Genomic DNA, 26109 nt, shown 5'->3' on the forward strand with positions numbered 1-26109 from the left:
TTGGCTATCGACAGTTCTTTACGTGACAAGTCCCGGCAGCTAGTCGTCGCTATTCCGGAATCGGCAAGCCAAGCCGCCAACTCAAATTTCTGCGCGCTCGCGTCTCGCAGCGCGTGTAGAAGAAATCCGTGAGATAGATGCGCGGGCGGGCGAGTAACCCGCGCAGAATGGTCCGTTCATGAAGGTCGTAAGCCCGGTCGTCAAGATCGGGGCGCTCCGCCCTGAGGAGGCGGCCGTCTTCGCGAAATCTGCTGCGAGAAGCACCTAGCACGGCCAGGTCGATGTCGCACACAAAACGGGTATCCAGTTCTGCGGCAATGCCCAAGTGGGTCGTCGCGAGAATCATCGCGCAGATACGGTCGCTCGCGCGGATTCGCCCCCCGGCCTGCCGGCAGAACCAGTCCGCGCTACGCTGCTCGTTGTCTTGCGCGCCGGGAACGAAAATCGCGTCATGAAACCAAAGCGTGAGCTCGACGGTGTCCGGTTCGGGAATCGAGTCGCGCGCCAGGTCGAGATGACGCAAACATCGCCGGACATGCACGAGCGTATGGTAACGGCGCGCCGGCTCCCTATAGCATTGCGCCAGCATGCGATAGACATCGTTGGCATGTGTCCCGCCGCTGCATGACCACAACGCGACGAATCGCGCCTGCGTCCGGTTCACGTTCGCTCCTTGGCCCGGGACGGCTACGCACGAGCGCCCCATGCCGACATTGCCGCGATGCGCTCAGAGAAATTCCCTGCGGATGTCGATACTCGACCGCTGTCCGATGTTTCCGTAGTGATGCGCGAGCCAAGCATCCGCTTCGCGTCGCCCGTAGTCATGCAGTTCGCTGAGAAATCCCCAATCCGCGTTGTACTTGCTCGATACACTCAACGCGCACAGAGCGTCGTCGGCCCGAATCGAATGGATCAGCATTTCCTTCATCTCGCCGCGTTGTATCGTGCCTTGCTGGATCAGGTCGGTGACGAACGCGATGGCTCGCATCTCGCGCATCAGCGACGAATTGAAACTGATCTCGCTGATACGGTTGAGAATTTCGGCAGCCGTGATCGGCACACCGCGGCGCACGAGCGGATTGATGTGCACGATCACGACGTCGCGCGTCGCGCAATTGTAGATAAGGGGATAGATGGCCGGATTACCCATGTAGCCGCCATCCCAGTAGTACTCGCCGTCGATCGTGACCGCCTGGAACAGTGTCGGCACGCATGCCGATGCAAGTACCGCGTCGGCACTGACATCCGCTCCCGTGAAGAGACGTATTTTTCCCGTCTCGACGTTGGTTGCGCATAGATACAACCGGATCGGACAGTGCTTGTGCAGCGCGTCGAAGTCAACCTGGTTCTCGAGCACTTCGCGTAGCGGGTTCAGGTTGCCCGGATTGAACTGATAGGGCGAAAAGACGCGCAACATCATGTCGGCGAATGCATAAAGCGGCGAATGATCGAGCCCGAAGCTGTGCGTACCCTTCAGCCACGGCACCCAGCGCAGCGGGTTGTAGCGCTCCGCCGATTGCGCGACCGCCTGCCAGAAGTCGTGCAGCGCCTGACGCGCACCGTCTTCGCCTCCCTTTTGCAGACCATATGCGAGTACCGCGGCGTTCATCGCGCCTGCGCTGGTTGCACTGACACCCTCTATTGCGAGCCTGCCGTCTTCGAGCAGCCGGTCAAGCACACCCCAGGTGAAGGCGCCGTGCATCCCGCCACCCTGCAAAGCCAGCGCAATCTGTTTGCGCGGTACATCGTTGCGGCGTCTCGTGTGCGTGATTGTCATGCCCGTCTCCCCAGCTCTCCGTCATGCGGAGCAGCGGCAGGTAGTGGACGGTACGTCGTCACGCGATACGTCGTCGTGCGCCGCAGGTCCGTTCATCCTGTGCGCGCGTCCAATGCATCCAGCAGCGCTTTCGCCTCTCGCAGGTCGCTCGTGTCAAAGCCTTCCGTGAAGCAGGCGTACACCTCGGACAGCGCTTGCCTTGCCTCCACGGTCTTCCCCTGCCGTTGCAATAGCCGCGCAAGGTCTGACGCTGCTCGCAATTCCAGCGCTCTCGCACCCTGCCGGCGCGCTCGCGCGATCGCTCTGTGAAAACAGTCGACCGCTTCGTCATCGCCTGCGGCGGCAGTTCCCTCCTTGCCCGCCCCTCCGGCCAGATGGATTCCCGTGAGCCGGTACAGCTCGGCCTCGTAGCAATGCTCGCCGGATTGCTCGACGATCGTCGTCGCCTCTTCCAGCGTGTCTCGTGCTGCCCTCTTGTCACCTGCAAGCCAGTAACGGTCGGCGAGCAACGCGAGAGAATACGGCCGCAGGTCCTCGCCGCCAGCTGCCCGCTGCGCGTCGAGACCCAGCCGCATCTGCGCGATGCCGTCCTGAAGGTTTCCTTGCTCGCTCGTCGCCCAGCCTCGCAGAAGCGTCCCCCACGCAAGCCAGTAAGGCAATCCGTGCTCGGTCGATACGGTAATGACCGCATCCGCATGCTCACCGGCAAGCACCGGCTCTCGCCGCAGTTGATGCAGGTGGGCTGCATAGGTAAGGCTGAACGCCAGAGATGGCCCATAAGAAAGGCCCTGCGCGAGCGTGAGTGCTTCAGCGCTGCGTTTGAGTGCCTGCTCCGGATATCCCTGAAACCACAAAGTCAATACGAGGTAATTGAGCGCCCGAATGCCGGGATCCACCCCGTGTGCGAAGACATGTGCCTGATGCTGCTTCGGATCGTAGATCGCACGGGCCTGTTCCAGGTTTGCGCGAGCAGCGCCGAAATCGCCCTGCAGGAAAAAGCATGCGCCCAGCGCACCATGTGCCTCCACGAGCAAGCCCGGATCGTTCGCTTCCCGCGCGGTACCGAGCATCTGGTTGCTCAGATCAGTCGCGATTGCATACTCGCCGCGCACCACATGGTGTATCCGCAATCCCAACTGCGTCGCAAAGCGCTGCGATGCCTCGCCAGTCCGCTCGCATAACTCGAGCGCGCGCCGGTAGGTCACGCCCACCTCTGTCGCCCCATACCCACGGACATCCATCAAGACTGGCCCAAGGGAAAGCAGCAGCGTCAGTTCCCAATGCGCATGCATCGGTGTATCCGGCAAACGCTCGAGCAGCGCAAGCGCCGCTCCGAGGTGATTCATTGCATCGAGGTGGGCAGCATGACGTAGCGCCTGCTGCGCCGCACGATGCAGATATTCGACAGCCTTGGGAATGTTTCCGCTCTGACTGTAGTGGTGTGCGAGTTCGCTGCAGTAATCGGCGATGCGCGTCGGGAACAGCACCTCGATAGCCTGCGCAGTGCGCTCATGCAGTGTGGTGCGCCGCTCCGTGAGCAACGAGCGCCCGGCCACTTCCTGGGTCAGCGCGTGCTTGAACGAATAATTGACCTCGGGAAAGGCGGGCCGCTCGTAGATGAACTCCGCCGCTTCGAGATGGGCGAGCAGACGACGCAGATCGTCGTCCCGCGCCGGCTCTTCACTGCAAATTCGCCGGATCAGGCTGAACGGGAACTCGTGGCCTATCACGGCGAGCGCCTGTAGTAGCTCCTTTTCCTCGATGGGAAGCCGATCGATCCGGGCAGCCAGCACGCCCTGCACGGTGGTGGGAATATGCAGCGTCGCCGGGGTCGCCACGACGCGATAATGCCCGGCATCGCCGAGCAGCGATTTCTCTTCCACAAGCGTCTGGACCACCTCCTCAATGAAAAACGGGTTGCCCTCCGTCTTCTCAAGGATGAGCTGCTTGAGAGGCACGAGCGTGCGATCCTCGCCGAGCAGCACCGTAAGCAGTCCTTGAGCATCGGATGGGCCAAGCGGTTCGAGCCGGATTTTGCTGCAATGACGCGCGCCGGCCCACGCAGGCCGATACTCGGGCCGGTAGTTCACCAGAAGCAGGATCCGTGCGTCCGGCACGTGGTCGATCAAGTATGTAAGGAATGCTTCTGTTTCACGGTCCAGCCATTGCAGATCCTCGAACAGCAAATGGACCGGCTGATTCTGGCTCTCTCGCACGAGGAGCTGCCTGATCGCGTCGAAGGTGCGGTCGCGCCGGATCTGCGGATCCATTTCGACGAGCACCGACCCGCCTTCACCGATGCCAAGCAGATAGAGGACGTATGGCACGACGTCCTCGAAACTGCGCTCCAGAGTGAGCGCCTTGCCGATGACCTTTTCCCGGCAGCGCCGCTCGTCGTCCTGCGGCGTGATCTGGAAATAGTTCTTCAGGAGTTCGATGAGCGGCAAATTGGAAAACGCCTTGCCGTGCGATACCGAAAACGTTTCCAGCACCAGCGCGCCACGTCGTGAACGCTCTTTGAACTCGTGGAAGAGGCGAGACTTTCCGACGCCGGCCTCGCCCACCACGCCGACCACACGCCCATGCCCGGCCCTCATGGTCTCCAGGGCCCGGTTCAGGTGTTCCATTTCCGTTTCGCGGCCGACGAACCGCGCGAGACCACGGTGCGCCGCCAGTTGCAGGCGCGTGCGTAACGCACCCAGGCCAAGCACCTCGTATACGCAAAGTGGCGCGGGAATTCCCTTGAGTTGCGTTGCACCCAGCGCCTTGAACTCGAAATAGCCTTCGGCCAGCTTGTGGGTGGATTCACTGACGAGTATCGACGTGGGCGTGGCGATTCCCTCGATCCGCGATGCGATGTGGATCGTATGCCCGAGCGGATCGTATTCGGTGTGCAAGTCGTCGGTGCGGATGGAGCGGACGACGACCTCGCCGGTATGAACACCGACGCGAATTTGCAGAGGAATGCCCTCCTGCAGACGAATGCGGTCGCCATGTTGCCGCATCGCTTGCTGCATTCGCAGTGCAGCGAAAAGCGCGCGCTGTGCATGGTCTTCGTGGGCGATCGGTGCGCCGAACAGCGCGAGGATGCCATCGCCGAGCGATTTCGCTACGTACCCTTCATAGTAGTGGACCGCTTCCATCATCAGCTCGACCACGGGCACGATCAAGCGATGCGCCACTTCGGGATCGAGATCGTGGATCAACGCGGTCGATCCGGCCATGTCGGCAAACAGCGCGGTAACGGTCTTGCGCTCGCCCGCAGACGAGCCGCGCGCTTCCATGGCCGTGTGTTCGGCGCGGATCCGCTCGGCAAGATGATCCGGCGTGTAATGAATCGGGGTGGGCGACGAATCCTGACCCGATGATCGAGAAAGTGGCGGCGCAGCCGCAGGTGTCGACTGCGACGTCCCGCAATTGCTGCAGAAGCGTGCTGCTGGCTCTACCTCATGTCCACAATGCGGACAATGATGCGGCAGCACGGCCTGACATTCCTGGCAGAACCTCGTACCGGCAGGATTCTCAGACCCGCATATTGTGCAGCGCATAAAACCCTCTTCCTGCCAAGGGTCGACATCAATCCATTATGCGCCACCATCTGCGGGCATTCAGGCCGGCGAGAGTAATCATGCCTTGCCGAGCGGCTTGTCGCGCTGCTTGCCATTGATGCTGACGCGAACAAACCAGGTTTTCCCGCCGTCCGGGCCGACCCGCAGGAACAGTCCACGCTCATCCGACAGGAAATACCGCTTTCCCGTCGCCGGTGCGGCTTCGATCAGCCTGACCGTCAATGCGCCCATGATCGCCCTCTCCATCGATATCGCCACTCGATCGACCCGTGCATCCCAAGTAGAGCCTACCCCACACCGCGAACACTAAAAAGTCGTGGCTCGTGCAGGATTTCCGCGGAATTTTGTGGTCCGCCAATTCCCCGCAAACCCTCGTCAGACGGGGCCTGGACGGATTTCAGCGGATTTGGCCGGATCACCCGGAAAACATCACAATTCATTTAACTTTGAATCGTGCCTGTCCTGCGAGCCAACACCCGCAAGGCTTTCCGCTCCGGCCCTTGAAATTAAATTTCCGTCACCCCACCCGAACTCTAAATCGACACGAAAAAGCGGACGCGACACGTGCCTGGCGATGGCACAAGTCCGACCGGAATCCGCACTGCCTGCGGCCTCAGCGCCACAACGTCGTCACCCTGGCACCGTCCCGACAGCAACCGCTTGCTACCCGATCGCGGACGTCGAACCGCGCGTCACGAAGCTCACCAGGACCGAACTCGTGTCGCTGTGCCTAATCCAGCGCTGAGCATAATCACAAATATGCGAAGCTTCGCATATTCACGAATCCCGGCCAGGCCTCAACTTGGCGGCGCTCAAGGACATCAACGCCACCCGTGAGCAGCCAATCAAGATTCGTCAGCAAAATATCTGAACAATATCGTCGAGCAGGATCACCGCGCCATCAAGCGCCGAACCCGACCGATGATGGGCTTCAAAGATTTCCACTGCGCTCGCATCCTGCTCGGCGGTATCGAAGTGATGCACATGATTGCCAAAGGGCAAATGACAGCAGTTAGAAAGAACCAGGCGGCCGCCGAGCAATTCTGCTCGCTGGCTTCTGTATAAGGAATCCTATATATGCAATCCAGAATTCATGCACCTGGACGTTCTTATCGCGCCGGAACCGTCAGGCAGTCCGCGACAGACGGTCTATCCTGTTACTCAGGAAACACCCCGTCCGACGCAGGAGGAACGATCATGAAAGCGACAGCCCTGGCAGCGCTGCTTTGCGCGTTGCTTGCTTCAAGCGGTTTCGCAGCCGACTGCACGACGAGCGCACGCGGTACGACCACGTGCAGCAACGGCGACAAGGCGGTCCGCCACAACCCGAACACGGGCAATACGGCGAAGGCGGAAACGAATACGCGCGGGGTCACGACCGTACAGACCACCAACGGCGGTGAAGCCAGAATGAAAAACGGCAAGGGCGTTTACCGGGGGCCGAATGGTGAGACGTGCTACAAGACGGCGAATAGTCAGGGCTGTCGTTAGGGCCGCTCGGCAGTGAACTGCCCTGCGGGCTCTTGACTTACGACGGCGTGCCGCTTCTCGTGGTGACATTTGCCGTCTATCCCATCGCGAAGGGCTTTGTTCGGCAGGGTCACACCCAATTGCTTTCGGACGCAATCGGACTGCCTTGATGCAGACGGCCTTGCCGAAGCTGTTCCACCGGTTCACGAGGTTTGCGATGATCACGCCCTCGCGCTGCTGCGAGTCGAGCCGACGCGTCAGCAGTCGCGCGCCGATGCAGCGTTTGATTCGCGAGATCTGCGATTCGACCAGTGCGCGCTGGCCGTACCCGTATTTGTTCCGGAATGCGTGGATGCCCTTGTCCTTGATGTACCGAACGAGATGGTCGTGCCAGCGTGTCGCCGGCGGGTCATGAACAACCGCATTGGCCGGCGACGGAATCACGGGCTGCACGCTGCAGGCCGACCATGCTTCGGTCCGCGCGATATTGTAGTACGCGCCGTCGGCAATCACGCAGTCGACATTCGCGTCGACCGCCAGCACCGCATCCAGTCCTGCCTCGTCGAACACATGGTCCTCGGTGACCGCGATGGCGTGGATGTTCATTTCCGGATCGATCGACAGATGGACCTTGCGCCACGGCGTTCGGCTCGCGTCGCGGCCGTACTTCTGACGATGCCATTCGCTGGCCCGGCCGAAGCTCATGCCGATGCTGTCGACGAGCAGGCTGATCGCTTTGCCGTTGGCCAGACGGTCGGCCCCCCGCTGGCAACGCTGCCGCACCGGGACCGGCAGCGTCGCGAATCGCTCGCTGAGCTGCCCGAAGCCTGGCACGGCGATCTCGAGTCCACGCAGTCGCCAATACTCTTCCATGAAGCCGGTGATCTGGCGTATCGCCCAACGAAACAGCCGGTAAAACGTGTAGATCAGCTCGATGTAGACGTTCGTGTAGGTCGGGGCACGCCCGGACACACCCGGCACATACGGCCGGGCATTGATGACCAGCGCCTTCAGATCGCCGTCCGGGTATAGAGGCTGAGCTGGCCTCGCCGCTTCAGTCTCTGATTGTAGGCGCGGGCGTTCGCGACACGATACGTCTGTTTCGGGCGTTTGCGCGGCGCACTGGATTTCAGTGCTGGCTTTGTATGGCACTGAACGCACGAGGCGGATAGATCAATTGCCCCTTTCTATTCGACTTCACGCTGCCGCGCAACCACCCCTTCCGAACAAAGCCGATATATGCATGCAGACCGTTTCGACGTCACGAACAAGAAGCTTGCAAAAGGCGCCGGGGCCATACATGCACGAAAAGGTCGATTACCCCTTTACGCGAGCACTATAACGCTCCTGGCTTATCGCTTACGAATGAGCTCCGTGTATCAGAAGCGATAGCCGAGGCCAGCCTGGATCACGTCCGTGTCGCGGTTGTAGCGGGTCACGATGCGATTCCACGTAACACGCGTGAGCCAATGATCGGAGATTCGGTAGCTGGCTGAGATCGACACGACGCCCGACAGTCTGCCATCGCCGGGACCGGGCTGCCCTTCCAGCGTGCGCTCGTTGACCATGAAGTAGGCGCCTGCGCCGGCTGCCAGCGCGACCTTGTCGTCGAGGAACGTGCGAGTCAACCAGAACTGCGACGCGATGCCGTTACGGCGGACCTCCTGCTTCGCCCCTTCGTACATCCACGTCGCAGTCCAGTCGACCATGTTAGTAAGGCCGCGCCGGTATTCGAGGCTGCCACCGAGCGTCGACGGTGACGAGCGGCTGTTGACAATCGTTTCGCCAAGCATTGCCGTTATCTCGTTGTTCGTAACCTTGCCGGTGCGCGCCAGTGGCGTGTCGCGCAAACCTGGTGTACCGGGTGCGTCGAGCTGGTAGCCGATGCCGAACATCACCGACGTGGTGTTCGGGCCGCGTAGCAACTGCGTGCGATTCAGCTGCATCTGCGTGACCCAGCGATCCGACGTGTAGTAGGCGGCACGCACGCTCATCAGCACGCCCCAACCGTGCGAGTTCGAGTAGTCTTGGCCCTGGCCGGCCGGTGTAGTGTCGAAGTAGCGGTACGGTCCCGCACCCGCCGACAGCACGAAGCGACGGTTCTCGAGCGGCCAGCGCCCCCAGAACTGGACCGCCTGGCCGTCGCGGTGATGATTCGGAATGTGCCCCTCGTTATACCAACTGAAGCCGATCGCGGTGTGCGGGCTCAACCCCTCCAGGTAGTCGAACGCCCAAGCGTACGAGCGACCGCCGCCGCCCCAGAGTGAGCCGCCGAACAGCGCGAACTCTTGCGCGGACGCCGGGGAGGCGTACAACGCTGCGGCGGAACACAGGCCGATAAGCAGCGACCTGCTATGAGGAACGGGGTGCCTGCGGGACGTCGAGCAATTGGTTGACACGGGATACCTATTTCAATTGCATCACATTCCAATCTTCGCGCGCGCCAAGCGGTGTGTGGAGCGTATTCTGAAAATTGTATGTGACGCGCTTTGCCGGAAATCGTGTGAATAGTGCGGATCGTGTGCCGGATGGCGACGATGCCCGGCGTTCGATGCATCGCTGCGCTACTGCTTGCGACGCAATGAAACAGCCGACTGGCCGAACAAATAGTTAGATATCCAGAATTACATGTTACCCCTTCCATCAAGGGTATGCAGGGAGTTGCAGGATTTCCCCTCGATAAACCAAATGGATCTGAATCGAAACTTCGAAGTTGAGAGATGCGCGGACGGGTACCAACGACTTTTTCCGTAGCCGCCTGGATGCAGATGATCGATCTGTGCCGCCCGCTCGCCGTGCCTGCGAAGAAGCGCATGCCGCGGGCGCAAATCGAAGGGTCGCTGATGCCGGTGTTTGCTCATCGCGACCGCGCACGAAGGCCCGCCGAGGACATCGAACTATTCGTTTCGACCGTGCAACTAGCCGGTGCCGGCGTGAGCGCGGCGGTTCGGCCGCGTCTGTCGATCCGGCTGCAGGCCGGACTTCCTGTTCGACAAACTCCTGAAACCGCATTTGCACACCGATGCGCCGCGCCAACATTTCGGGTTGTGCACCCGGACCCGTTCGGTTCGGCCCGGTCCAGCGCAATCGCAGCCTCCAGAAGATCCGCCAACTCGATCCACACGGGTTGCTTCCCTGTCAGCTCGCCAAACTCATCGAAATCAACGTTCCGCTCCAATACTATTGGCTCGTGTAACCTCGTCCGTTCATGCACGCGGTTACCGCGCGCGTAAACGTCGACAGCTGACTCGCGGTGCTGCTCTGCATAGCCTGCTGCTGCTGTGCGGCGGCCTCCTCCCGACGAAGCCGGCGCATGCCGCCGCCGGCGGTACCCGTGACAGCACCGATTGCCGCCCCTTTACCCGCATCGCCGGCGATTGCGCCAATCGCGGCCCCAATGGCCGCTCCGCCTGCCGCGCCCGCCACGGGGCCACCCTGCGGCGGCTGGGGAGCAGGCGGAGATGCCGAGCGTTGCGCGAGGGCGACCGGGTCGACGCCAGTAGTCTGCTTTGCCCAGACCTGGCATTCAGCCGTATCGGTCTGCTGCTTTTGCGCACTCTGCTCCTTTGCCGGATAAAAGATCGGCTGCTGCGCAGACGCAACGCCACCGATCATCAATGCGACGAGGCCAATTGCCGAGCGTGCAGGCCACCGCTTGCTGAGCGGCACAACCTTGCGTGGCCATGCAGGCCACGATCGCTGTCGTGCGGATTCCATGTTTGGCCTCTCTTCCATCCTAATCAATCCAATCACATGACATCCCACTTCAAACTGTTTCATAAACGTGAAATAGTCGGCTCTGAAAAATCGACTGTTCCTTCAAGAAATCGCTGGCCAAGCGAATCGAGTTGATCCAGACAAAGCGGATATCATCATCGATGGGCCGAGTGAAGCATTGGACGTCGTCGATTCTTCCCGCTGCGGTGTAAAACGCCTCACCCAACGCATGATCGTCGTGGTCGACAGCGACAATCCCCGCTCGGCCATCATCTCAACCAGATCGCGCAGGCTGAGCTTGTAGCGAAGGTGCCCGCGCATGCACGCGAGCCTCGATCGACACGTCGCAAATCTGCTGGAACTCGCTGCGCATAAGCTTGCGATCGAGCCTGCCGAGTGTGGGTGCGTAGTTGCCGAGCGAGTAATAGTTCGGGCGTGCCACAAGCGCAAGCAGGATGGCCCCTGAGCGGATATTCGACTCCTTCAGGTTGATCGACGCGATCAGCCACGCGTCCTGCAACAGATCGAACAGCAGCGGCGAGAACGCCGGCTGACCACCGTTGCCGGCGCGCCTGGTTTCGATCGATCGGCCGATCGCATGTCTGACGAGCGCTGCGTCCACGTTCCGCCGGTGCAGCAACATCGGGATGTCGGCCTGATCGTCGTCGAGCAGCTTGACAAGCAGATGTTCGACGGTAACTTCGTAGTGTCCGTACGCGACGCATAGCCCGATGCCGTTCCCCAGCGCTCGCCTCGTATACGCATTGAGGCGGTCAATGAGGGGCGCGAGTTCGACAAGCATCATGTTGGTTCTCCAGCAAACTGATCGAATCGGCGGCACGGGTCGACGGGCAACGCCGCTCCCCTGCCGCCCGTGGTGTTGAATGTCGAACGCATGGCGGCGTCGAGGCGCGGTCGCGTCGTCGACTGAAACCGCCTGGTCGAACAGCACGCCGCGCACGGATCGCCTTCAGGCTTCGCTAAGATTGCCGTTCGCGAGCGACGGCACCGGCCGGGTTCATCTCCGCTTCCGCGGGCCGGCTATCGCGCCCCTCCCAGAAAGTGGCATTGGTCACGCCAAGTGCGACCGGGTTGTAGGTCAGCGGCTTTCCGGCGCGCTTTTGCGCCTCGAAATCGCGCAGCGCACTGAGCGCGGGTTTCTGCAGCAGGAAGATCGCGACGAGATTGAGCCACGCCATCAGCCCCACACCGATATCGCCGAGCCCCCAGGCGACGCTTGCGCTCTTGACCGCGCCGTAAAGCGTCGCCACCAGAATCCCGCCGCGCAACAGGAACGTCCAGGCGGCAGCGCTGCGCCCGCGGCTGAGATAGGCCACGTTGGTTTCCGCGATGTAGTAATACGCCAGGATCGTCGTGAATGCGAAGAAGAACAGCGCGAGCGCCACGAACGCCGCACCGAATCCAGGCAGGGCCGATTCGATCGCGAGCTGCGTGTAGCCCGGCCCCGCCTCGATACCGGCGGCACCGGAGAACAGCTTGTCGCCCGTCGGTGCAACAACGTTGTACGCGCCGCTCAACAGGATCATGAAGCCGGTCGCCGTGCACAGGAACAGCGTGTCGACATACACCGAGAACGCCTGCACGAGCCCCTGTTGCGCGGGGTGCTTGACCTCCGCCGCCGCGGACGCGTGCGGCCCTGTTCCCTGGCCTGCTTCGTTCGAATACACGCCGCGCTTCACGCCCCACTGGACGGCAAGGCCGAGCACCGCGCCGAAGCCGGCTTCCAGTCCCAACGCACTCTTGAACACGAGCGCGATCACGCCAGGCAATTGCTGGATATTCAGTGCGATCACGACGCCCGCGATCAGGATATAGCCGAGCGCCATGAAGGGAACGACGATCTCCGCGATACGCGCGATGCGCTTCACGCCGCCGAAGATGATGAGGCCGAGCAGCAGCACGATGATGGCGCCCGTGACAGGCTTCGCGATGCCAAACGAATTCTCGACTGCCGCCGAGATGCCGTTCGCCTGAACGCCCGGCAGGAGGAGGCCGCACGCAATCACGGTCGCGATCGCGAAGATCGCCGCGTACCAGCGCATCCCGAGCCCGCGCTCGATATAGTACGCAGGGCCCCCGCGGTACTGGCCGTCGCGACGCTCCTTGTAGATCTGCGACAGCGTCGATTCGACGAACGCGGTGCTTGCACCGAAAAACGCGACCACCCACATCCACAGCAGCGCGCCCGGCCCGCCGAACGTGATTGCAGTTGCGACACCCGCGATGTTGCCGGTGCCGACGCGTCCGGACAACGACAAGGCCAGCGCCTGGAACGACGAAATGCCCGCATCGGATGCCTTGCCGGCACGCATCAGGCGCAACATCTCGACGAAGTGGCGAACTTGCGCAAAGCGCGTGCGCACGGAGAAATAAAGTCCCGCCGCGAGGCAGAGGAAGATGAGCGCGGGACTCCAGACAATCCCGTTGACGGTATCAACCAGTTGATTCATCGATCAGTTCCGAACAGTCGAGTTGAGCAAACGCATTGCAAGTTTTCGGGATTCACGATGGCGAAATCACGCTTGCCTGTCGATCTTCGCCCACACCTTCGCAAAGCTTTTCGTTTTTCCAACACCTCGTAATTTTATTTCGGCATCCGCATTAGTCCTGTTCAGGAAGCGGTTGATGCTCGCTGCGATACCGGGATGCGCGATCCCGTCGCGCGCCTCTGGGCGTGCCAGCGTGGTTCGTTCGATGCACGGTCGATCGATCGCCGTTCGATCCCGTCGAGCGAACCGGCCCGCATCGCTCGACGGAAGAGATTTCATGAAGACGAGTCGGAATGTGCGGCGCGACGTTCATCGCACGGCTCTAGAACCTGTATGTGACCCCGACCGTGGACAACACCGCAGTCCGCTTTTCGACGATCGGGCTGTCCGCGGCATCGCCCACGAGCGACTTGACGCCCACGGAGGCGACGGTGCTCCAGTTCTTGTTCAGATGGCGGATCCACGCCACGTTTGCTTCGACGCTCTTGAAGCCGTGCGATATGGAGTACGGTGTCAGGTTGCCGTTGCTGCGCATCGCCTCTGCGTCCGTCACACCGAAGTAGGTATTCATATGACCGTTGTTGCCCCATGTCGTACCGATTCCGACACGCAACACGTCCTTCTGCGTAAGGGCCGCCGTGTAGGCACCTCCCGCGCGCACCGTCAGTCCATAGCCGCTGTGCGTCGCCTGCAATACCTTGACCGACGCCGACCACGGGCCATGCTGCCAGTCGACGAATCCGCCCAGCAGCGCCGTGGTCGAGATGTCGTCGGTCCCGGCCAGCCGATCCCCATCGCCCTCGTCGCGGCCGAAGGCGACCGTCGCCATCAGGCCCGTCGAAAAACCGGCACCCAACGGGAAGCGCACGCCGGTCGAGAGGTCGTTCACGAAGAAGTAGCCCTTTTCGTATTTCAGGATCGGCAGCGGCAAGACGCGATATTCCGATCCGCCTTCGTATTTGGGTGAGACGTTGACGCCCAGGCCAAGCGTCCCTGCCGCATGTGCCGAAGCCGCAAAAGCGGCGCTGACGGAAAACAGCATCGCTGTCCGGATGTACTTCATTGGTTGCCCTTCAATTCCACGTTTAGACAAAGCGAATTGTCGCGATGCACGCGCCGGCGGAACGATGGAAAAATAACAAACGGAGTCGGAAAATTCGGAATATGCGTGGCATGTCGATGCAGGCGACGCACGCGTGCGCGGCTCCGTCCGGATCGAACGGAGACCGATCGATCGCAGTCGTTCGGAAGATGCGACACGTGTGCCGATGACGTCACGCAACGCTGCGAAAACACGCGATGCAGATCCGCCGCCGCACGCCATATCGCGATAAAATAATGTTTTTTGATGAGCGCCACTCCGGCCGCTCCCGCTCGCCCTTATGACGCACTATGCGCATCACTCCGGATCGGGTCCCGCGTCGGTGAGCCGCGTCCTGCTGATCGACGATCATCCCGCCATGGTTCTCGCGCTGACGATCATCCTCGAGCGTGATCCGCTGCTCAAGGTCGTCGGCACCGCCGAGACGGGCAAGCTTGCGCTGAAGCGCTATCGCGAGCTGAAGCCCGATCTGCTGCTCGTCGATCTCGATCTGCCGGAGCTGGATGGCCTGAACCTGATCGAGACCATCCGGCACGCGGACAGCGACGTGAAAATTCTCGTCGTGTCGTCGCAAAAGGCCGCCCGATTCGCGACGCGCTGCCAGGCGGCAGGCGCAAACGGCTACGTCGAGAAATGCGAGGACATCCCGCAGATCCTGAACGCGGTGAGGGCCACGCTTTCCGGCTACAACTGCTTCCCCGCGATCAAGTCCACCGCCACGGCCGAAGGCCCGATCTCCCTGTTGAGCGAACGCGAAGTCTGCATCCTGACGTACCTCGCGCGAGGCTGGAGCAACAAGCAGATCGGAGATGCACTCTCGATCAGCAACAAGACCGTCAGCACGCACAAGAACAGTATCCTGACGAAGCTCGGGATCACGAACGTCGTCGACCTCGCGCTTTTCGCGAAAGCGAACGATCTGCTCTGACGCCGGTGGCCGCGCACCGCGCGCCTCGTCGTGCGGCCGCACCCGTGCCATCGCACGTGCCGCGACCTTTCACACCGAACGAACGTAGCCCGAGCACAGCGTGACGAGTTCGCGATCGAGCGCCTCGATGTGCTCGAACACCGGCTGACCGAGCGTCGCGAGCGGAACGTCGCCGCCGTCCTGCACACCGGCTTCCGCGACATTGCAAGCGTGGACCGCGGCACGTGCGCCGATCAGGTGGATGGCACTGCGCATATGGTGGACGATCGACACGAACGCGGCACGATCGCCTTGCTCGATGGCGCCCCGCAAGCGTTCGAGATCGGCGCGGTTCGCATCCAGGATGGTCCCGAGAAGCTTGCTTTCGTGCGCGGCATCACCCGCCGAAATGCCGTCGACGACGGCCATGTCGATCAGCCCTGTCGCTTCGGCCCGGCTCGCCGCTCCGTCGCGGCCATCGGCGCCTTCGCCTTGTTCCAGCCCGAGCGCGGCGAGCCTTGCGGCCAGCGCAGTCAGGCCGAGCGGCTTCATCAGGCACATGTCCATGCCAGCGCTGCGTGCGTGAGCCAGCATGTCGCGTTGGATGTTCGCGGTATAGCCGACGATCGGCGTCCTGGCGATGCCGCTTCGCGCCTCTTCGGCACGCAGACGCTGCGTCAGCTCATAGCCCGACATCTCCGGCATCAGGCAATCGGTGACCACCACGTCGAAGGATCCTCGCCACCACGCGTCGAGCGCGCTCGCGCCGTCCGCTGCCGCTTCGACCCGAAAGCCCAGGTATTCGAGTTGCCGGCACAGCACCAGGCGATTGGCGGGATGATCGTCGACGATGAGTGCCGTATGGCCGAGAAACGCGTTCGGCGGTACGGTGTCGATCTGTTGCGTAACGCCGCCCCCCACCGCAGCCGGTGCATCGAATGCCAAACGCACCGTGGTTCCGATGCCGGCCGCGCTCGTGACTTCGATCGTGCCGCCCATCATGTCGACGAGCGACCGGCAGATCGACAGCCCGAGGCCGGTGCCGCCGAATCGGATGCCGATCGATTGATCCGCCTGGACGAACGGCTCGAACAGGTGCGCTTGCTGCGTACCCGTCATGCCGATTCCCGTATCGGACACGGTCACGTCGATACGAACCCGGCTCTCACCGGTTCGCGTGATGCTCGCGCGCAACGCGATGCGTCCCTTCTCGGTAAACTTCACCGCGTTCGACAACAGGTTGCCGACCACCTGCCTGAATCGATGCGCGTCGACCACCGCACCGAGTTGCTCCGGATTGTCGATATTGACTGCGAATTCGACGTTCTTCTGGCGTGCGGGCCCGTCGAATATCCGCGCCATGCCGCGGAGCGCCGCTTCGACATTGCACGGCTCCGCGGCTAGCTCGACCTTGCCCGCCTCGATCTTCGACAGGTCGAGAATGTCGTCGATCAACGTCAGCAGGCCACTTGCCGATTCGTAGGCCGCCTCGATCGATTCGCGCTGCGAATCGACGGAGGCTGGCGACTGCTTCAGCAATTCAAGCACACCCAGGACGGCATTCATCGGTGTACGAATTTCGTGACTGACCGTTGCGAGGAACGTCGATTTCGCCAGGCTTGCCTCTTCCGCCCGGTCCTTGGCCTGCTGCATCGCGCGCTCCAGCTCCGCGCGCTGCGTCATGTCGATCCAGCCGCCCATCGTGCCGACAACCGCGCCCGCGCGGTCATGAAGCGGCGCAAACCAGAAGTAGGCATCCATGCTCCGCCCGAGCGGTCGCCACGAGCGATCCTCGAATACGGGCCGTCCGGTGCGCATCACCTGGCTGCGGCGCTCGTCGATCCAGGCAAGATCATCGGCGGCGCACACGCCCTGTTCCAACATCCGGCGGCCGATCAACGCATCGCGGGTCCGGTCGTAAGCGCGCGCAAGTGCTTCGTTGCATTCCAGGAAGCGGCCGTCCTTGTCGATCACGCAGAACGGCAACGGCAGGCTAGCGAACAGGTTGACCTGAAACGCCAATTGCTCCTCCAGGTTCGACTCCGCCAGCCTGCGCGCGCGAATCTGCCTGCGCAGGATGTAGATCCAGGCGATACTCCCCGCGCCCAGCAACACCATCACGAGCAATGCGACACGCAGGTAGCGCAATCGAGCGCTCCAGATCGATTCAGGAAGTCCCTCCGATTGCCATTTCTGCCTGAGCGTGTTCATGCGCAGCGGCGAGTTGCGCGCAGCGCCCTTGTCGAGAAGCGTGAGCAGCGGCGCGGCCGTATCACGTACCGCGAAACCGATCGGAAAATTCGTGCCGCCGTTGGTCGGGCTGATCACGAGCCGATCGCGATACTTCTGGCGAATCACGTAGCTCGCGGTTTCGATGTTCTGAATGGTCGCAGTCGCGCGGCCCTCCGCCACGTCGCTCATGGCCGCCCACACATCGGCCGCGACAACGATGCGCACCTTTGGCGCGAATCGCGCCAGTTCTGCGGCGGCGGGATTGCCTGTATCCAGCGCGACCCGTTGACCATCGAGCGAGGCGAGCCCGTTTGCACGCTCCGTATCCACGCGCGTCACGATCACCCACGGCGACATCGCGTACGGCGCCGACGACTTCCAGCCGCCCATGTCCGCGTCCGAGCGCGGCACGGCAAGCCGCAATTCGGCGCTCTTCAGGCCGGCCGGATCGAACACCGGCTCGAACGTCAGCCCTGTGAGTTCGCCGATGTCCTTCAGCAGATCGACCGCAAGCCCTGCCGCTCCGCCGTCGGACGTCCTGAACACGAACGGCGGCGAATCGCGCGGCACCGCATAGCGCACCACCGGGTGCGCTGCCACCCAGTTCCGCTCTTCGTCCGTCAGCGTCAGGTTGTAGATTCCGTAGTGATTGGAGATGGCGCTCCATCTCACCTGGATCGCCATCTTCCGACTCGCGGGGATCGCCGCGAGTATCTGGTCGATCATGCCGATCACGACCCGGTTCCGCGCGGTCGCGGCAAAGCGGAAGTCGTCTGCGTCGAATCGCGCGAAATCGGTGATCCTGACGTTCAGGAGCTGGAGCTGCTCGATCAGATAGTTGATGGCAGTCGCATTACCGACGAAGCTCTCCGCCTGACCGAACGCGACGGCATTGAGCGCGCTCTCCATCGTCGGAAACGGCTTGACCGTCATCTCGGGATACAGGCGCCGCACCTCCTCCGCGGGCATCAGGTCCGGTACATATGCCAGCACACGTTCGTCTTCCCTACCACGCTCCGGCACGTAGAGCGAATCCTTTTGCCGGCTCGCGACGACGGTCTGATTCGTGAAATACGGTGCGCTGTAGACGAAACCGGGATCGGCGCCATGCTGTTGCATGCTCGCACCGATATCGACCTTGTGCTGGCGCACGGCGTCCCTGAGCTCGGACTCGCTGCCGTACTGGACGATGTCGATGCTCGTGCCGGTTGCCCTTTCAACGATGTTCAGATACGACGCGCTGATCCCGTCATGACGACCCTGCGAATCGACGATATCGAACGGCTCGAGACCGTGCGACACGATGCCCACCTTGATCCTGCCACCGCGGGCCGCGAGCCACGCCTTCTGATCGGGCGACAGCGTGACGGGCACCTTGATGTCGACTACGGCCGGAACGGCGCCCTCCGACGCCAGCACGGCACGGCCGCCGATCGACGTCGACAGCACCATGAAAAGCAGGGCAGCGCACCACCGGAGACGGTAAGACATGGCGTCGAAAAAACGTTTGAGACGATCGGGAAGCGGGCCGGGGACGCACACGTGGTGTCCGGCATTGCGCGAGCAATGCCGCTGTCAGAAATGATAGCCGAGCGCGCGTTGCCCGGCACATCGGCCGCGGGCAATACGCCAATGTTCAGACGTATTCTGGAACCGCGGGCGGGGAGACGGCGGCGCATGTCTCTGGCCGCGGCCGCCGAACCTTCTTGCGGTGCCGGATTTCAGCCAGCAAGTGGTGATGCATTCCCCGATACAGCATCGCCAGCGCCTGTTCGAGCACGCCTGAGTCGCGCCATCGCTTGAAACGTCGGTGACAGGTCTGGTACGGCGGGTAATCGGCGGGCATCTGGGGCCACGGACAGCCGGTTTGCAACACATAAAGCACGCCGCCGAGCACGGCGCGCGCGTCCGTGCGCGGCCTTCCGCGCGACATCCCTGGCCGGCCACCTTCTGCCTCCTGCAGGCAGGCACGGATGCGCCCCCATTCCTCGGGCCTCAGCGCATCGAGCACCGCCAGCGACGCGATCTTCGATTTCGACTTCCCTGCCGGCCTCACAAGGTCAGTCCCGCGCCTGTTCGCATCGCCATCCGTGCTACCCGTCGGGAGCGACCCTGAATTCATCTGCTCAATATTCATGCTTGCACCTGCCTGATCCCGCATCTTCGGTATCCCGGCGATGGCGATGCCACGCGCGTGCGCCAGAATGCTTGCTGACGATTGTGCAAGCGGGGACGTGGTCAGGCAGTGGGAATTTTCCGAAATTCGATGGGAAGTGCTTTATTTCGGAACGCTGGTCGCCGGCGGCATACGTCGGGCGGTCCTTGCGGAAACGCGGGAGCATCGCCGCCCGGCTCACTGCCAGCTGTACTTGACATTCAACTGGCCCTGGACCGCCGCGTAGTCACCCAGGTCCGTCTGGATGCCCACCGCTGCCGACACCGACAGATTCTTCGTGCCCTGCCCTTGCATGCCGGTTTTGACTTCCATCCGGTTGCGCGGCAGCCCCTGGCTGAATACATTTCCATCCACGTTCACGGAAGGCGTTGCGGGCCCGTGCCACCAATTCATCTCCGCGAACGGGCGCATCTCACGGCCGGTGCCCCGGGACGTCGAGCCATGCAACCGAGCGCCCAGGCGCGTCAGCACGCCGTTATTGATCTGCGCGCCGATCAGTCCCGCCGGCGCGCCGTGCTCACCTGCGCGGTAATGCGAATACACAAGCTGTGCCTGCGGTTCGACGTAGACCCTTGCATCGTGCCCGTCGTAGATCCTGAACGAATAGCCGGTCTCGAGCGACCCCGTTACCGTCTGCGAGCGATACGAATCCGTCGCGAGGCTCCCGCCCACGCTATTGCTGTACGTCCCGTATGTCAGCCACGCGTCCAAATACGGCCCCGACAGGATGTCCCGGTCGCCGTACCACGTGGCGTACAGGCCACCGTTGTAGCCGGACACGCTGCCGCGGGCCGTTGCCGACGCGTAGCTGCCCGCAAGCGGATTCCACAACTGACGGGTCGACCAGTTCGTGTTGCTGGCGTACATGCCCATTACCCCGACACGCACACTGCCTTTGCCGCCGTCGCTGAAACGCAAGACATCCGCGCCTGCATGGAATATGCGTTCATTGGCACTCACGTCACGACCGTCGCCGGTCAGCGACGAGGTTTGCCCCGCGACGCGCACCCATGCCGCGCCGTCAATGCCGTCCGCGGCGTCCGAAACCGTCGTACCGGGCGCCTGACCCTGGCGTTGACGCAGTGTATGCACCGACATCATCATCGCGGCCAGCGCATTGCCCTGATACGCATCGGGCTCAGGCGCCTGCAGTGCCGTTGGAGCTGGCGACGGCAGGCTGACCAGGTACCAGTCGTGTTCGTTGCCGGCATTGCCGCTGCGTTTGAGCATATAGTCGTAGCCCCCCGTAGACACCGTGGCGAAGCCCCGACGGTAACCGTCGGACGCTTCATGCAGCGCGAATGCGCCCATGTCGGTCGTGCCGCCGTTCGAGGTCTGCACCACCTGAATGCCGACATCTGTCTGCGCGCCGTCGCCGCCAGCGCGTTTGAAGACCAAGCCGGTGGTGCCCGACGCATGGCCGCCATCGATCACCAGCCTGTCTGTCGCAGAATCGTCAGCGCCGTGCGCCGTGCCCAGCACGACCGTACCGTTCTCGCCGACGTAGTCGCCCTGGATCACCAGCGTGTTGCCCGTGCTGCCGCCTGCGAGGTTCACCGTGCCGCGATTGACCAGGCCTCCAGCCAGCGTGAAGATGCCGACCGGATCCGCGCCGCGATCCCGCAAGGCGTTCAGCGCGCTGACCGTGCCCGCGTTCACCACGCGACCGCTGACCGTGCCCAGACCCGCAAGCGTGCCGCCTTGGGCAACCGTGACCTCCTCCGCGCCTGCCCCGCCCAGGGTGATGTCCGGTGTCTGCGCGTCGCCGACGATCAATGTGCCCGCGTTCACCGCGGTTCGGCCGGTATATGTGAGCGCGCCACCCGCGGTCAGCGCGCCAGTGCCCTGCTTGACGAAGTCGCCAGAGCCGGAGACTGCGTTGGCCAGCGTCCAGTCGGTCGCCGTGTTCACCGTCAGCGTGCCGTCGTTGGCGACACCGGCCGTGCCCAGGTTCGCGGCCTCCACCACCGTCAGCATGGTGCCCGCGGCAGTCGTGAACCGACCGCTGAAGCCGCTGTTATCGCCAATCGCCGCCACTTCGGCGCCGTTGCTCAGGTTCACCTCGCCCGCCCCGCTGAGCGCGTTCACCAGCATACCGGTCGCCCCGTCCAGTGCCAGCGTGCCCTCGTTGACGATGTTGCCGCGGCCCAGCCCCGCCGCGTCGTCGAGCTGCACGGTCGCCCCGCTGTCGATCGCTACGTTGGCCGAAAGCGTCGCATTGGCACCCTGCACGTCCAGCACCCCGCCTTGCACGTGCAGTTGGCCAGCGCCAGTCAACGTGCCTTGCGAGGTGCCGCCGTTGACGATGTGCAGCGTGCCCCCGTGAATATCCAGCAGCGAACCGGCCTGCCCCTCCAGTGCCCCGATCGTCTGCGTCCTGCCGTTCAGGTCGGTTGTGGCCACCCCCGCCATGCGCAGCAGGCTGGTCTGGCCCAGCGCGTTGTTCGCATCCAGCCGCAGCCTGCCCGAGGCCACGGTGGTCTCGCCGGTATAGTCGCTCCGCGCATTGGATAGCGAAACGGTACCCGTGCCCGCTTCAATGGCCACGCCGCCGCCGCCGGTAAGCCTGGCCGACAGGTCGGCCGCGGCGCCGGCAGCGCCTGGCGCCTGGGCCAGCGTCAACATCTGGCCGTCCTGCAGGTCGAGCTGCGTGAGGCCGTAGTTCACGTACAGGCCATCGTCCGGCGCCGTGGTCAGGCGATAGTCGTAGGTGGCCACTGCGACCTTGCTGCCGCCCTGGGCGATGTCGACCGCCCGCGCGTCCGAAATGACATGGCCGTTCTGGTCCTGCAGCACTAGCGCACCGCCGCTGCCCATCGTCTGCCGCGCATCGACCAGCTTCACCAGGATGTTCGCGTCATCCTGCTCGAACAGGTTGGCGGTATCGGGGATGCCCGGTGCATTCGGCACGTATGGGTCCGGTACGTTGATCTGCACGGTACCCAGACCGCTGGCGTCCAGCACGCCGGTCTTGACCAGGCTGGTGGTCACCGTTTGATCGGGCAGCGTGGCATTGAACACCATCGTGCCGCCATTCAACGTCAGCCCGCCGATCGACTGGTTGCCGTCGCCCACCGTGATCACGCTGCCCATGTCCGCACGCAAAGTCGCGCTCGTCAGCGCCGTGGTGTTGACGCCGCTCAGGTCGAACTGGCTACGGCCCACCGCCAGGGTGCCAGCAAAGGCATCGCCGGTGGTCGTGTCAAAGTCGAATCGCTGACCGTTCGTGTCGGTCGTGACCAGCCCGCTGCCCGACAGCGCATTGCCCAGCGTGAACGCCCCGCCACGCTTTACCGCCAGCGTGCCGCCCGCTTCCACGCGGATATCGCCCACGATGTTGCCGGTGCCAGCGCCATTGCCGAGCTGCAGCGTGCCGGCACTGATCGTCGTGCCGCCCGTGTAGGTGTGGTCGCCCGTCAGCACCGTGGTGCCCGCGCCGATCTGCCGTACCTGCCCCGCGCCCGAGATCTCGCCATCGAACGCGAAGCGGTCCGAACGGCTGAACGCCAGCGTGCCATCGTTGGTAACATCGCCCACGATGCTGCCCGTCGTACCGCCGTTACCCAGTTGCAGCGTACCGCCAATGATTGTCGTACCGCCCGTGTAGGTGTTGGTGCCAGTCAGCGTCAGCGCGCCGGCGCCCTGCTTGACGAAGTCGCCAGAGCCGGAGACTGCGTTAGCCAGCGTCCAGTCGGTCGCCGTGTTCACCGTCAGCGTGCCGTCGTTGGCGACACCGGCCGTGCCCAGGTTCGCGGCCTCCACCACCGTCAGCATGGTGCCCGCGGCAGTCGTGAACCGACCGCTGAAGCCGCTGTTATCGCCAATCGCCGCCACTTCGGCGCCGTTGCTCAGGTTCACCTCGCCCGCCCCGCTGAGTGCGTTCACCAGCATACCGGTCGCCCCGTCCAGTGCCAGCGTGCCCTCGTTGACGATGTTGCCGCGGCCCAGCCCCGCCGCGTCGTCGAGCTGCACGGTCGCCCCGCCGTCGATCGCCACGTTGGCCGAAAGCGTCGCATTGGCACCCTGCACGTCCAGCACCCCGCCTTGCACGTGCAGTTGGCCAGCGCCAGTCAACGTGCCTTGCGAGGTGCCGCCGTTGACGATGTGCAGCGTGCCCCCGTGAATATCCAGCAGCGAACCGGCCTGCCCCTCCAGTGCCCCGATCGTCTGCGTCCTGCCGTTCAGGTCGGTTGTGGCCGCCCCCGCCATGCGCAGCAGGCTGGTCTGGCCCAGCGCGTTGTTCGCATCCAGCCGCAGCCTGCCCGAGGCCACGGTGGTCTCGCCGGTATAGTCGCTCGTCGCATTGGATAGCGAAACGGTACCCGTGCCCGCTTCAATGGCCACGCCGCCGCCGCCGGTAAGCCTGGCCGACAGGTCGGCCGCGGCGCCGATGGCGCCTGGCGCCTGGGCCAGCGTCAACATCTGGCCGTCCTGCAGGTCGAGCTGCGTGAGGCCGTAGTTCACAAAAAGGCCGTCACCCGGTGCCGTCGTCAGGCGATAGTCGTAGGTGCCCACCGCGACCTTGTTGCCGCCTTGAGCGATGTCGACCGCCCGCGCGTCCGAAATGACATGGCCGTTCTGGTCCTGCAGCACTAGCGCACCGCCGTTGCCCATCGTCTGCTGCGCACCGACCAGCTTCACGACAGTACTCCCCTCGTCCTGCTCGAACAGGTTGCCGGTATCGGGGGTGCCCGGTGCACTCGGCACGTATGGGTCCGGTACGTTGATCTGCACGGTACCCAGACCGCTGGCGTCCAGCACGCCGGTCGTGATCGTGCCGGCGGCCACCGTTTGATCGGGCAGCGTGGCATTGAACACCATCGTGCCGCCATTCAAGGTCAGCCCGCCGATCGACTGGTTGCCGTCGCCCACCGTGATCACGCTGCCCGTGTCCGCACGCAAAGTCGCGCTCGTCAGCGCCGTGGTGTTGACGCCGCTCAGGTCGAACTGGCTGCGGCCCACCGCCAGGGTGCCAGCAAAGGCATCGCCGGTGGTCGTGTCAAAGTCGAATCGCTGACCGTTCGTGTCGGTCGCGACCAGCCCGCTGCCCGACAGCGCATTGCCCAGCGTGAACGCCCCGCCACGCTCCACCGCCAGCGTGCCGCCCGCTTCGACGCGGATATCGCCCACGATGTTGCCGGTGCCAGCGCCATTGCCGAGCTGCAGCGTGCCGGCACTGATCGTCGTGCCGCCCGTGTAAGTGTGGTCGCCCGTCAGCACCGTGGTGCCCACGCCAACCTTGGAGACAGACCCATGACCCGTGATTGCACCCACATACGTGCCATCCTGCGATTCGCTAACATTGGGCGAATATTGGTTGAACACGACTTTGCCATGGTTAGTCACCAGCGGCGGAAGGCTTTGCGCCCGGCCTTCGAGTGTCGCCTCCAAGTTGGAGCCCGCGCCACTCAAGCTCGCGTCGGGATTCACCGTCACGGTGCCGTTAAAGTTCGTGTTGTTGCCCGCAAGCGCCAATACGCCATCGAATATGTACACCGATAACGGTGCATTGTTGCCCGTGTTGGCGATAGAGCCTGTCATCATCCATCGCCCCGCGCCTGTCTTGTTCAGGACCTGAAAATTGCTGAGTTGCCCGATTATGGTGTCGCTTGAATTCGCGAGCGCCTCAAGATTCAGCGTATTGAGTCCCCCACCGCCAGTGAGGTTACCCGTGATGCTTGAACCCGCCTCGAGCGTGACGTTATCGTCGCCACCGCCAAAGTTCAGGTTGCCGATGATCGTGGCGCCGGATCGGTTGGTAAAGTCGATTCCAACAGCGGCACCGCTGCTGCCGAGGGCGCTCACGGCCTCGATGGTGCCATGGTTATCGACCAGGTTTCGAGGACTGGAACCAGTGACACCCGTGTTTTGGAAATAAATTGCGGTACTTGCGCCGCCAATGATTGAGCCATGGTTCTCGATGATATTTCCAGCGCCATGCACGTTGATCGCTTCGCTAGTGATCTGGCTTCCCGCCGAAATTAGCTCAGCGTCTGCGCCAACGAATATGGTGGAGTTCGCATTAACTTCAATCGTGTTCCAACCTGTCCCGAAGTTCCCGCCACCCGTCCCATTGGCTGTTGTCCGAACTCGTGTTGTTTTTTCGGTTGGGGACGTCCCCGAACCTATGGTGATGGTTGCGTTGTCGTAAAGACTGATCGCGCTCCGATTTGTAACATCGATATCCGTTCCGCTCAGTACGGTGACGTTGACAAAATTTGCCGGGGCACTACCACCAGGTCCCTGGCCCAACCCTGTCCCATTCGTGCCGCTGCAAACGACATTGACATTGCTGATGTTGCCAGTAACCGGTGTTCCGTTTATGGTGCACTCAGCGTAGCTGTCCAACGAACTCATCAGTGCCGCCAGCGCCAGCGCGCTCTTCTTCAGCGCGACTGGCGCCCCAACGGACGCACGATCCATGCTCCACCGCTTGCAAGGCCCGGCGATGTCGCGCGATCCAGTTTCCCCTGGCCTGACCGTAAAAGTATTGCCATCGATATTTTTAATTGATGCAGTCATTCAACACCTTCTGATTTTCATATATTTCCACCCACAGGCAAATCCGCCCCGAAAACTCACTCGTGGCCGATCAATTCCGAGCCATTTCCCGCGCCCTGCTTGCTTGATGGAATGAAAAAAACTCGGC

The 26109-nt window shown here is 62.8% G+C and carries 16 protein-coding genes and 2 pseudogenes; 2 read left to right on the top strand and 16 right to left on the bottom strand.

Annotated features, from left to right (window positions below; all coding sequences use genetic code 11):
- Positions 1 to 49: 49 nt before the first annotated feature.
- The 4 genes from LXM88_RS00075 to LXM88_RS00090 form a co-directional block, all read right to left on the bottom strand.
- The gene (locus LXM88_RS00075; protein WP_262531651.1) at positions 50 to 589 is read right to left on the bottom strand and encodes an HD domain-containing protein; all 540 of its coding nucleotides are present in this window, start codon (positions 587 to 589) and stop codon (positions 50 to 52) included.
- Between the two features lie 138 nt (positions 590 to 727).
- Positions 728 to 1777 (bottom strand): patatin-like phospholipase family protein, encoded by a 1050-nt coding sequence (locus LXM88_RS00080; protein ID WP_262530974.1) that lies wholly within the window; start codon positions 1775 to 1777, stop codon positions 728 to 730.
- A 92-nt stretch (positions 1778 to 1869) separates the two neighbouring features.
- Positions 1870 to 5325, bottom strand: coding sequence for an adenylate/guanylate cyclase domain-containing protein (locus tag LXM88_RS00085; protein ID WP_262530976.1), 3456 nt, complete (start codon positions 5323 to 5325; stop codon positions 1870 to 1872).
- A gap of 78 nt (positions 5326 to 5403) precedes the next feature.
- The gene (locus LXM88_RS00090) at positions 5404 to 5577 is read right to left on the bottom strand and encodes an Arm DNA-binding domain-containing protein (RefSeq protein WP_262530977.1); all 174 of its coding nucleotides are present in this window, start codon (positions 5575 to 5577) and stop codon (positions 5404 to 5406) included.
- Positions 5578 to 6133: 556 nt separating this feature from the next.
- On the opposite strand from LXM88_RS00090, the pseudogene LXM88_RS00095 reads away from it, so the two are divergent.
- A pseudogene (locus LXM88_RS00095) lies at positions 6134 to 6411 on the top strand (DDE-type integrase/transposase/recombinase); the annotation flags it as partial.
- A gap of 177 nt (positions 6412 to 6588) precedes the next feature.
- Here the strand turns inward: LXM88_RS00095 and LXM88_RS00100 are convergent.
- From LXM88_RS00100 to LXM88_RS00140, 9 genes and pseudogenes are all read right to left on the bottom strand, one after another.
- Positions 6589 to 7968: an IS5 family transposase gene (locus tag LXM88_RS00100; RefSeq protein WP_262530978.1), complete on the bottom strand. Its 1380-nt coding sequence runs from the start codon at positions 7966 to 7968 to the stop codon at positions 6589 to 6591.
- 227 nt (positions 7969 to 8195) lie between these two features.
- On the bottom strand, positions 8196 to 9161 hold the full coding sequence (locus LXM88_RS00105) for a porin family protein (RefSeq protein WP_262531652.1): 966 nt from the start codon (positions 9159 to 9161) through the stop codon (positions 8196 to 8198).
- A gap of 835 nt (positions 9162 to 9996) precedes the next feature.
- Positions 9997 to 10533, bottom strand: a complete 537-nt coding sequence (locus tag LXM88_RS00110) for a YMGG-like glycine zipper-containing protein (protein WP_318654670.1) — start codon at positions 10531 to 10533, stop codon at positions 9997 to 9999.
- Between the two features lie 192 nt (positions 10534 to 10725).
- Positions 10726 to 10854 (bottom strand): annotated as a pseudogene (locus tag LXM88_RS00115) (IS6 family transposase); the annotation flags it as partial.
- The gene (locus LXM88_RS00120; RefSeq protein WP_262530979.1) at positions 10808 to 11338 is read right to left on the bottom strand and encodes a Clp protease N-terminal domain-containing protein; all 531 of its coding nucleotides are present in this window, start codon (positions 11336 to 11338) and stop codon (positions 10808 to 10810) included. The gene LXM88_RS00120 and the pseudogene LXM88_RS00115, both read right to left, overlap by 47 nt.
- 175 nt (positions 11339 to 11513) lie before the next feature.
- Positions 11514 to 13004 (bottom strand): alanine/glycine:cation symporter family protein, encoded by a 1491-nt coding sequence (locus LXM88_RS00125; RefSeq protein WP_262530980.1) that lies wholly within the window; start codon positions 13002 to 13004, stop codon positions 11514 to 11516.
- 66 nt (positions 13005 to 13070) lie between these two features.
- Complete coding sequence (locus tag LXM88_RS00130; protein ID WP_262530981.1) at positions 13071 to 13322, bottom strand: hypothetical protein; 252 nt, start codon at positions 13320 to 13322, stop codon at positions 13071 to 13073.
- Positions 13323 to 13365: 43 nt separating this feature from the next.
- On the bottom strand, positions 13366 to 14085 hold the full coding sequence (locus tag LXM88_RS00135) for a MipA/OmpV family protein (RefSeq protein ID WP_262530983.1): 720 nt from the start codon (positions 14083 to 14085) through the stop codon (positions 13366 to 13368).
- A 17-nt stretch (positions 14086 to 14102) separates the two neighbouring features.
- Complete coding sequence (locus tag LXM88_RS00140) at positions 14103 to 14402, bottom strand: hypothetical protein (protein WP_262530985.1); 300 nt, start codon at positions 14400 to 14402, stop codon at positions 14103 to 14105.
- A 65-nt stretch (positions 14403 to 14467) separates the two neighbouring features.
- Here LXM88_RS00140 and LXM88_RS00145 point away from each other — a divergent pair, with 65 nt between their 5' ends.
- Positions 14468 to 15073 carry a response regulator transcription factor gene (locus LXM88_RS00145; protein WP_262531007.1) on the top strand — a complete coding sequence of 202 codons (606 nt, stop codon included), beginning with the start codon at positions 14468 to 14470 and terminating at the stop codon, positions 15071 to 15073.
- 69 nt (positions 15074 to 15142) lie between these two features.
- On the opposite strand, the gene LXM88_RS00150 is transcribed toward LXM88_RS00145, so the two are convergent.
- The 3 genes from LXM88_RS00150 to LXM88_RS00160 form a co-directional block, all read right to left on the bottom strand.
- Positions 15143 to 18826, bottom strand: a complete 3684-nt coding sequence (locus LXM88_RS00150) for an ATP-binding protein (protein ID WP_262531009.1) — start codon at positions 18824 to 18826, stop codon at positions 15143 to 15145.
- Between the two features lie 94 nt (positions 18827 to 18920).
- Positions 18921 to 19421 (bottom strand): transposase, encoded by a 501-nt coding sequence (locus LXM88_RS00155; protein ID WP_262531011.1) that lies wholly within the window; start codon positions 19419 to 19421, stop codon positions 18921 to 18923.
- Positions 19422 to 19637: 216 nt separating this feature from the next.
- A complete protein-coding gene (locus LXM88_RS00160) occupies positions 19638 to 25982 on the bottom strand; it encodes an autotransporter outer membrane beta-barrel domain-containing protein (RefSeq protein WP_262531013.1) in 6345 nt (2114 codons plus the stop codon).
- Positions 25983 to 26109: the final 127 nt, after the last annotated feature.

The sequence above is a fragment of the Burkholderia sp. S-53 genome (genome assembly GCF_025560745.1).
Lineage (GTDB): Bacteria > Pseudomonadota > Gammaproteobacteria > Burkholderiales > Burkholderiaceae > Burkholderia > Burkholderia pyrrocinia.

What these genes read in the sequence shown, in the direction of transcription:
- LXM88_RS00160 (WP_262531013.1), bottom strand. Translation starts at nt 25,982, where the DNA reads ATGACTGCATCAATTAAAAATATCGATGGCAATACTTTTACGGTCAGG.
- LXM88_RS00085 (WP_262530976.1), bottom strand. Translation starts at nt 5,325, where the DNA reads ATGCGCTGCACAATATGCGGGTCTGAGAATCCTGCCGGTACGAGGTTC.
- LXM88_RS00090 (WP_262530977.1), bottom strand. Translation starts at nt 5,577, where the DNA reads ATGGGCGCATTGACGGTCAGGCTGATCGAAGCCGCACCGGCGACGGGA.
- LXM88_RS00075 (WP_262531651.1), bottom strand. Translation starts at nt 589, where the DNA reads ATGCTGGCGCAATGCTATAGGGAGCCGGCGCGCCGTTACCATACGCTC.
- LXM88_RS00120 (WP_262530979.1), bottom strand. Translation starts at nt 11,338, where the DNA reads ATGATGCTTGTCGAACTCGCGCCCCTCATTGACCGCCTCAATGCGTAT.
- LXM88_RS00125 (WP_262530980.1), bottom strand. Translation starts at nt 13,004, where the DNA reads ATGAATCAACTGGTTGATACCGTCAACGGGATTGTCTGGAGTCCCGCG.
- LXM88_RS00110 (WP_318654670.1), bottom strand. Translation starts at nt 10,533, where the DNA reads ATGGAATCCGCACGACAGCGATCGTGGCCTGCATGGCCACGCAAGGTT.
- LXM88_RS00080 (WP_262530974.1), bottom strand. Translation starts at nt 1,777, where the DNA reads ATGACAATCACGCACACGAGACGCCGCAACGATGTACCGCGCAAACAG.
- LXM88_RS00135 (WP_262530983.1), bottom strand. Translation starts at nt 14,085, where the DNA reads ATGCTGTTTTCCGTCAGCGCCGCTTTTGCGGCTTCGGCACATGCGGCA.
- LXM88_RS00155 (WP_262531011.1), bottom strand. Translation starts at nt 19,421, where the DNA reads ATGAATATTGAGCAGATGAATTCAGGGTCGCTCCCGACGGGTAGCACG.
- LXM88_RS00130 (WP_262530981.1), bottom strand. Translation starts at nt 13,322, where the DNA reads ATGAAATCTCTTCCGTCGAGCGATGCGGGCCGGTTCGCTCGACGGGAT.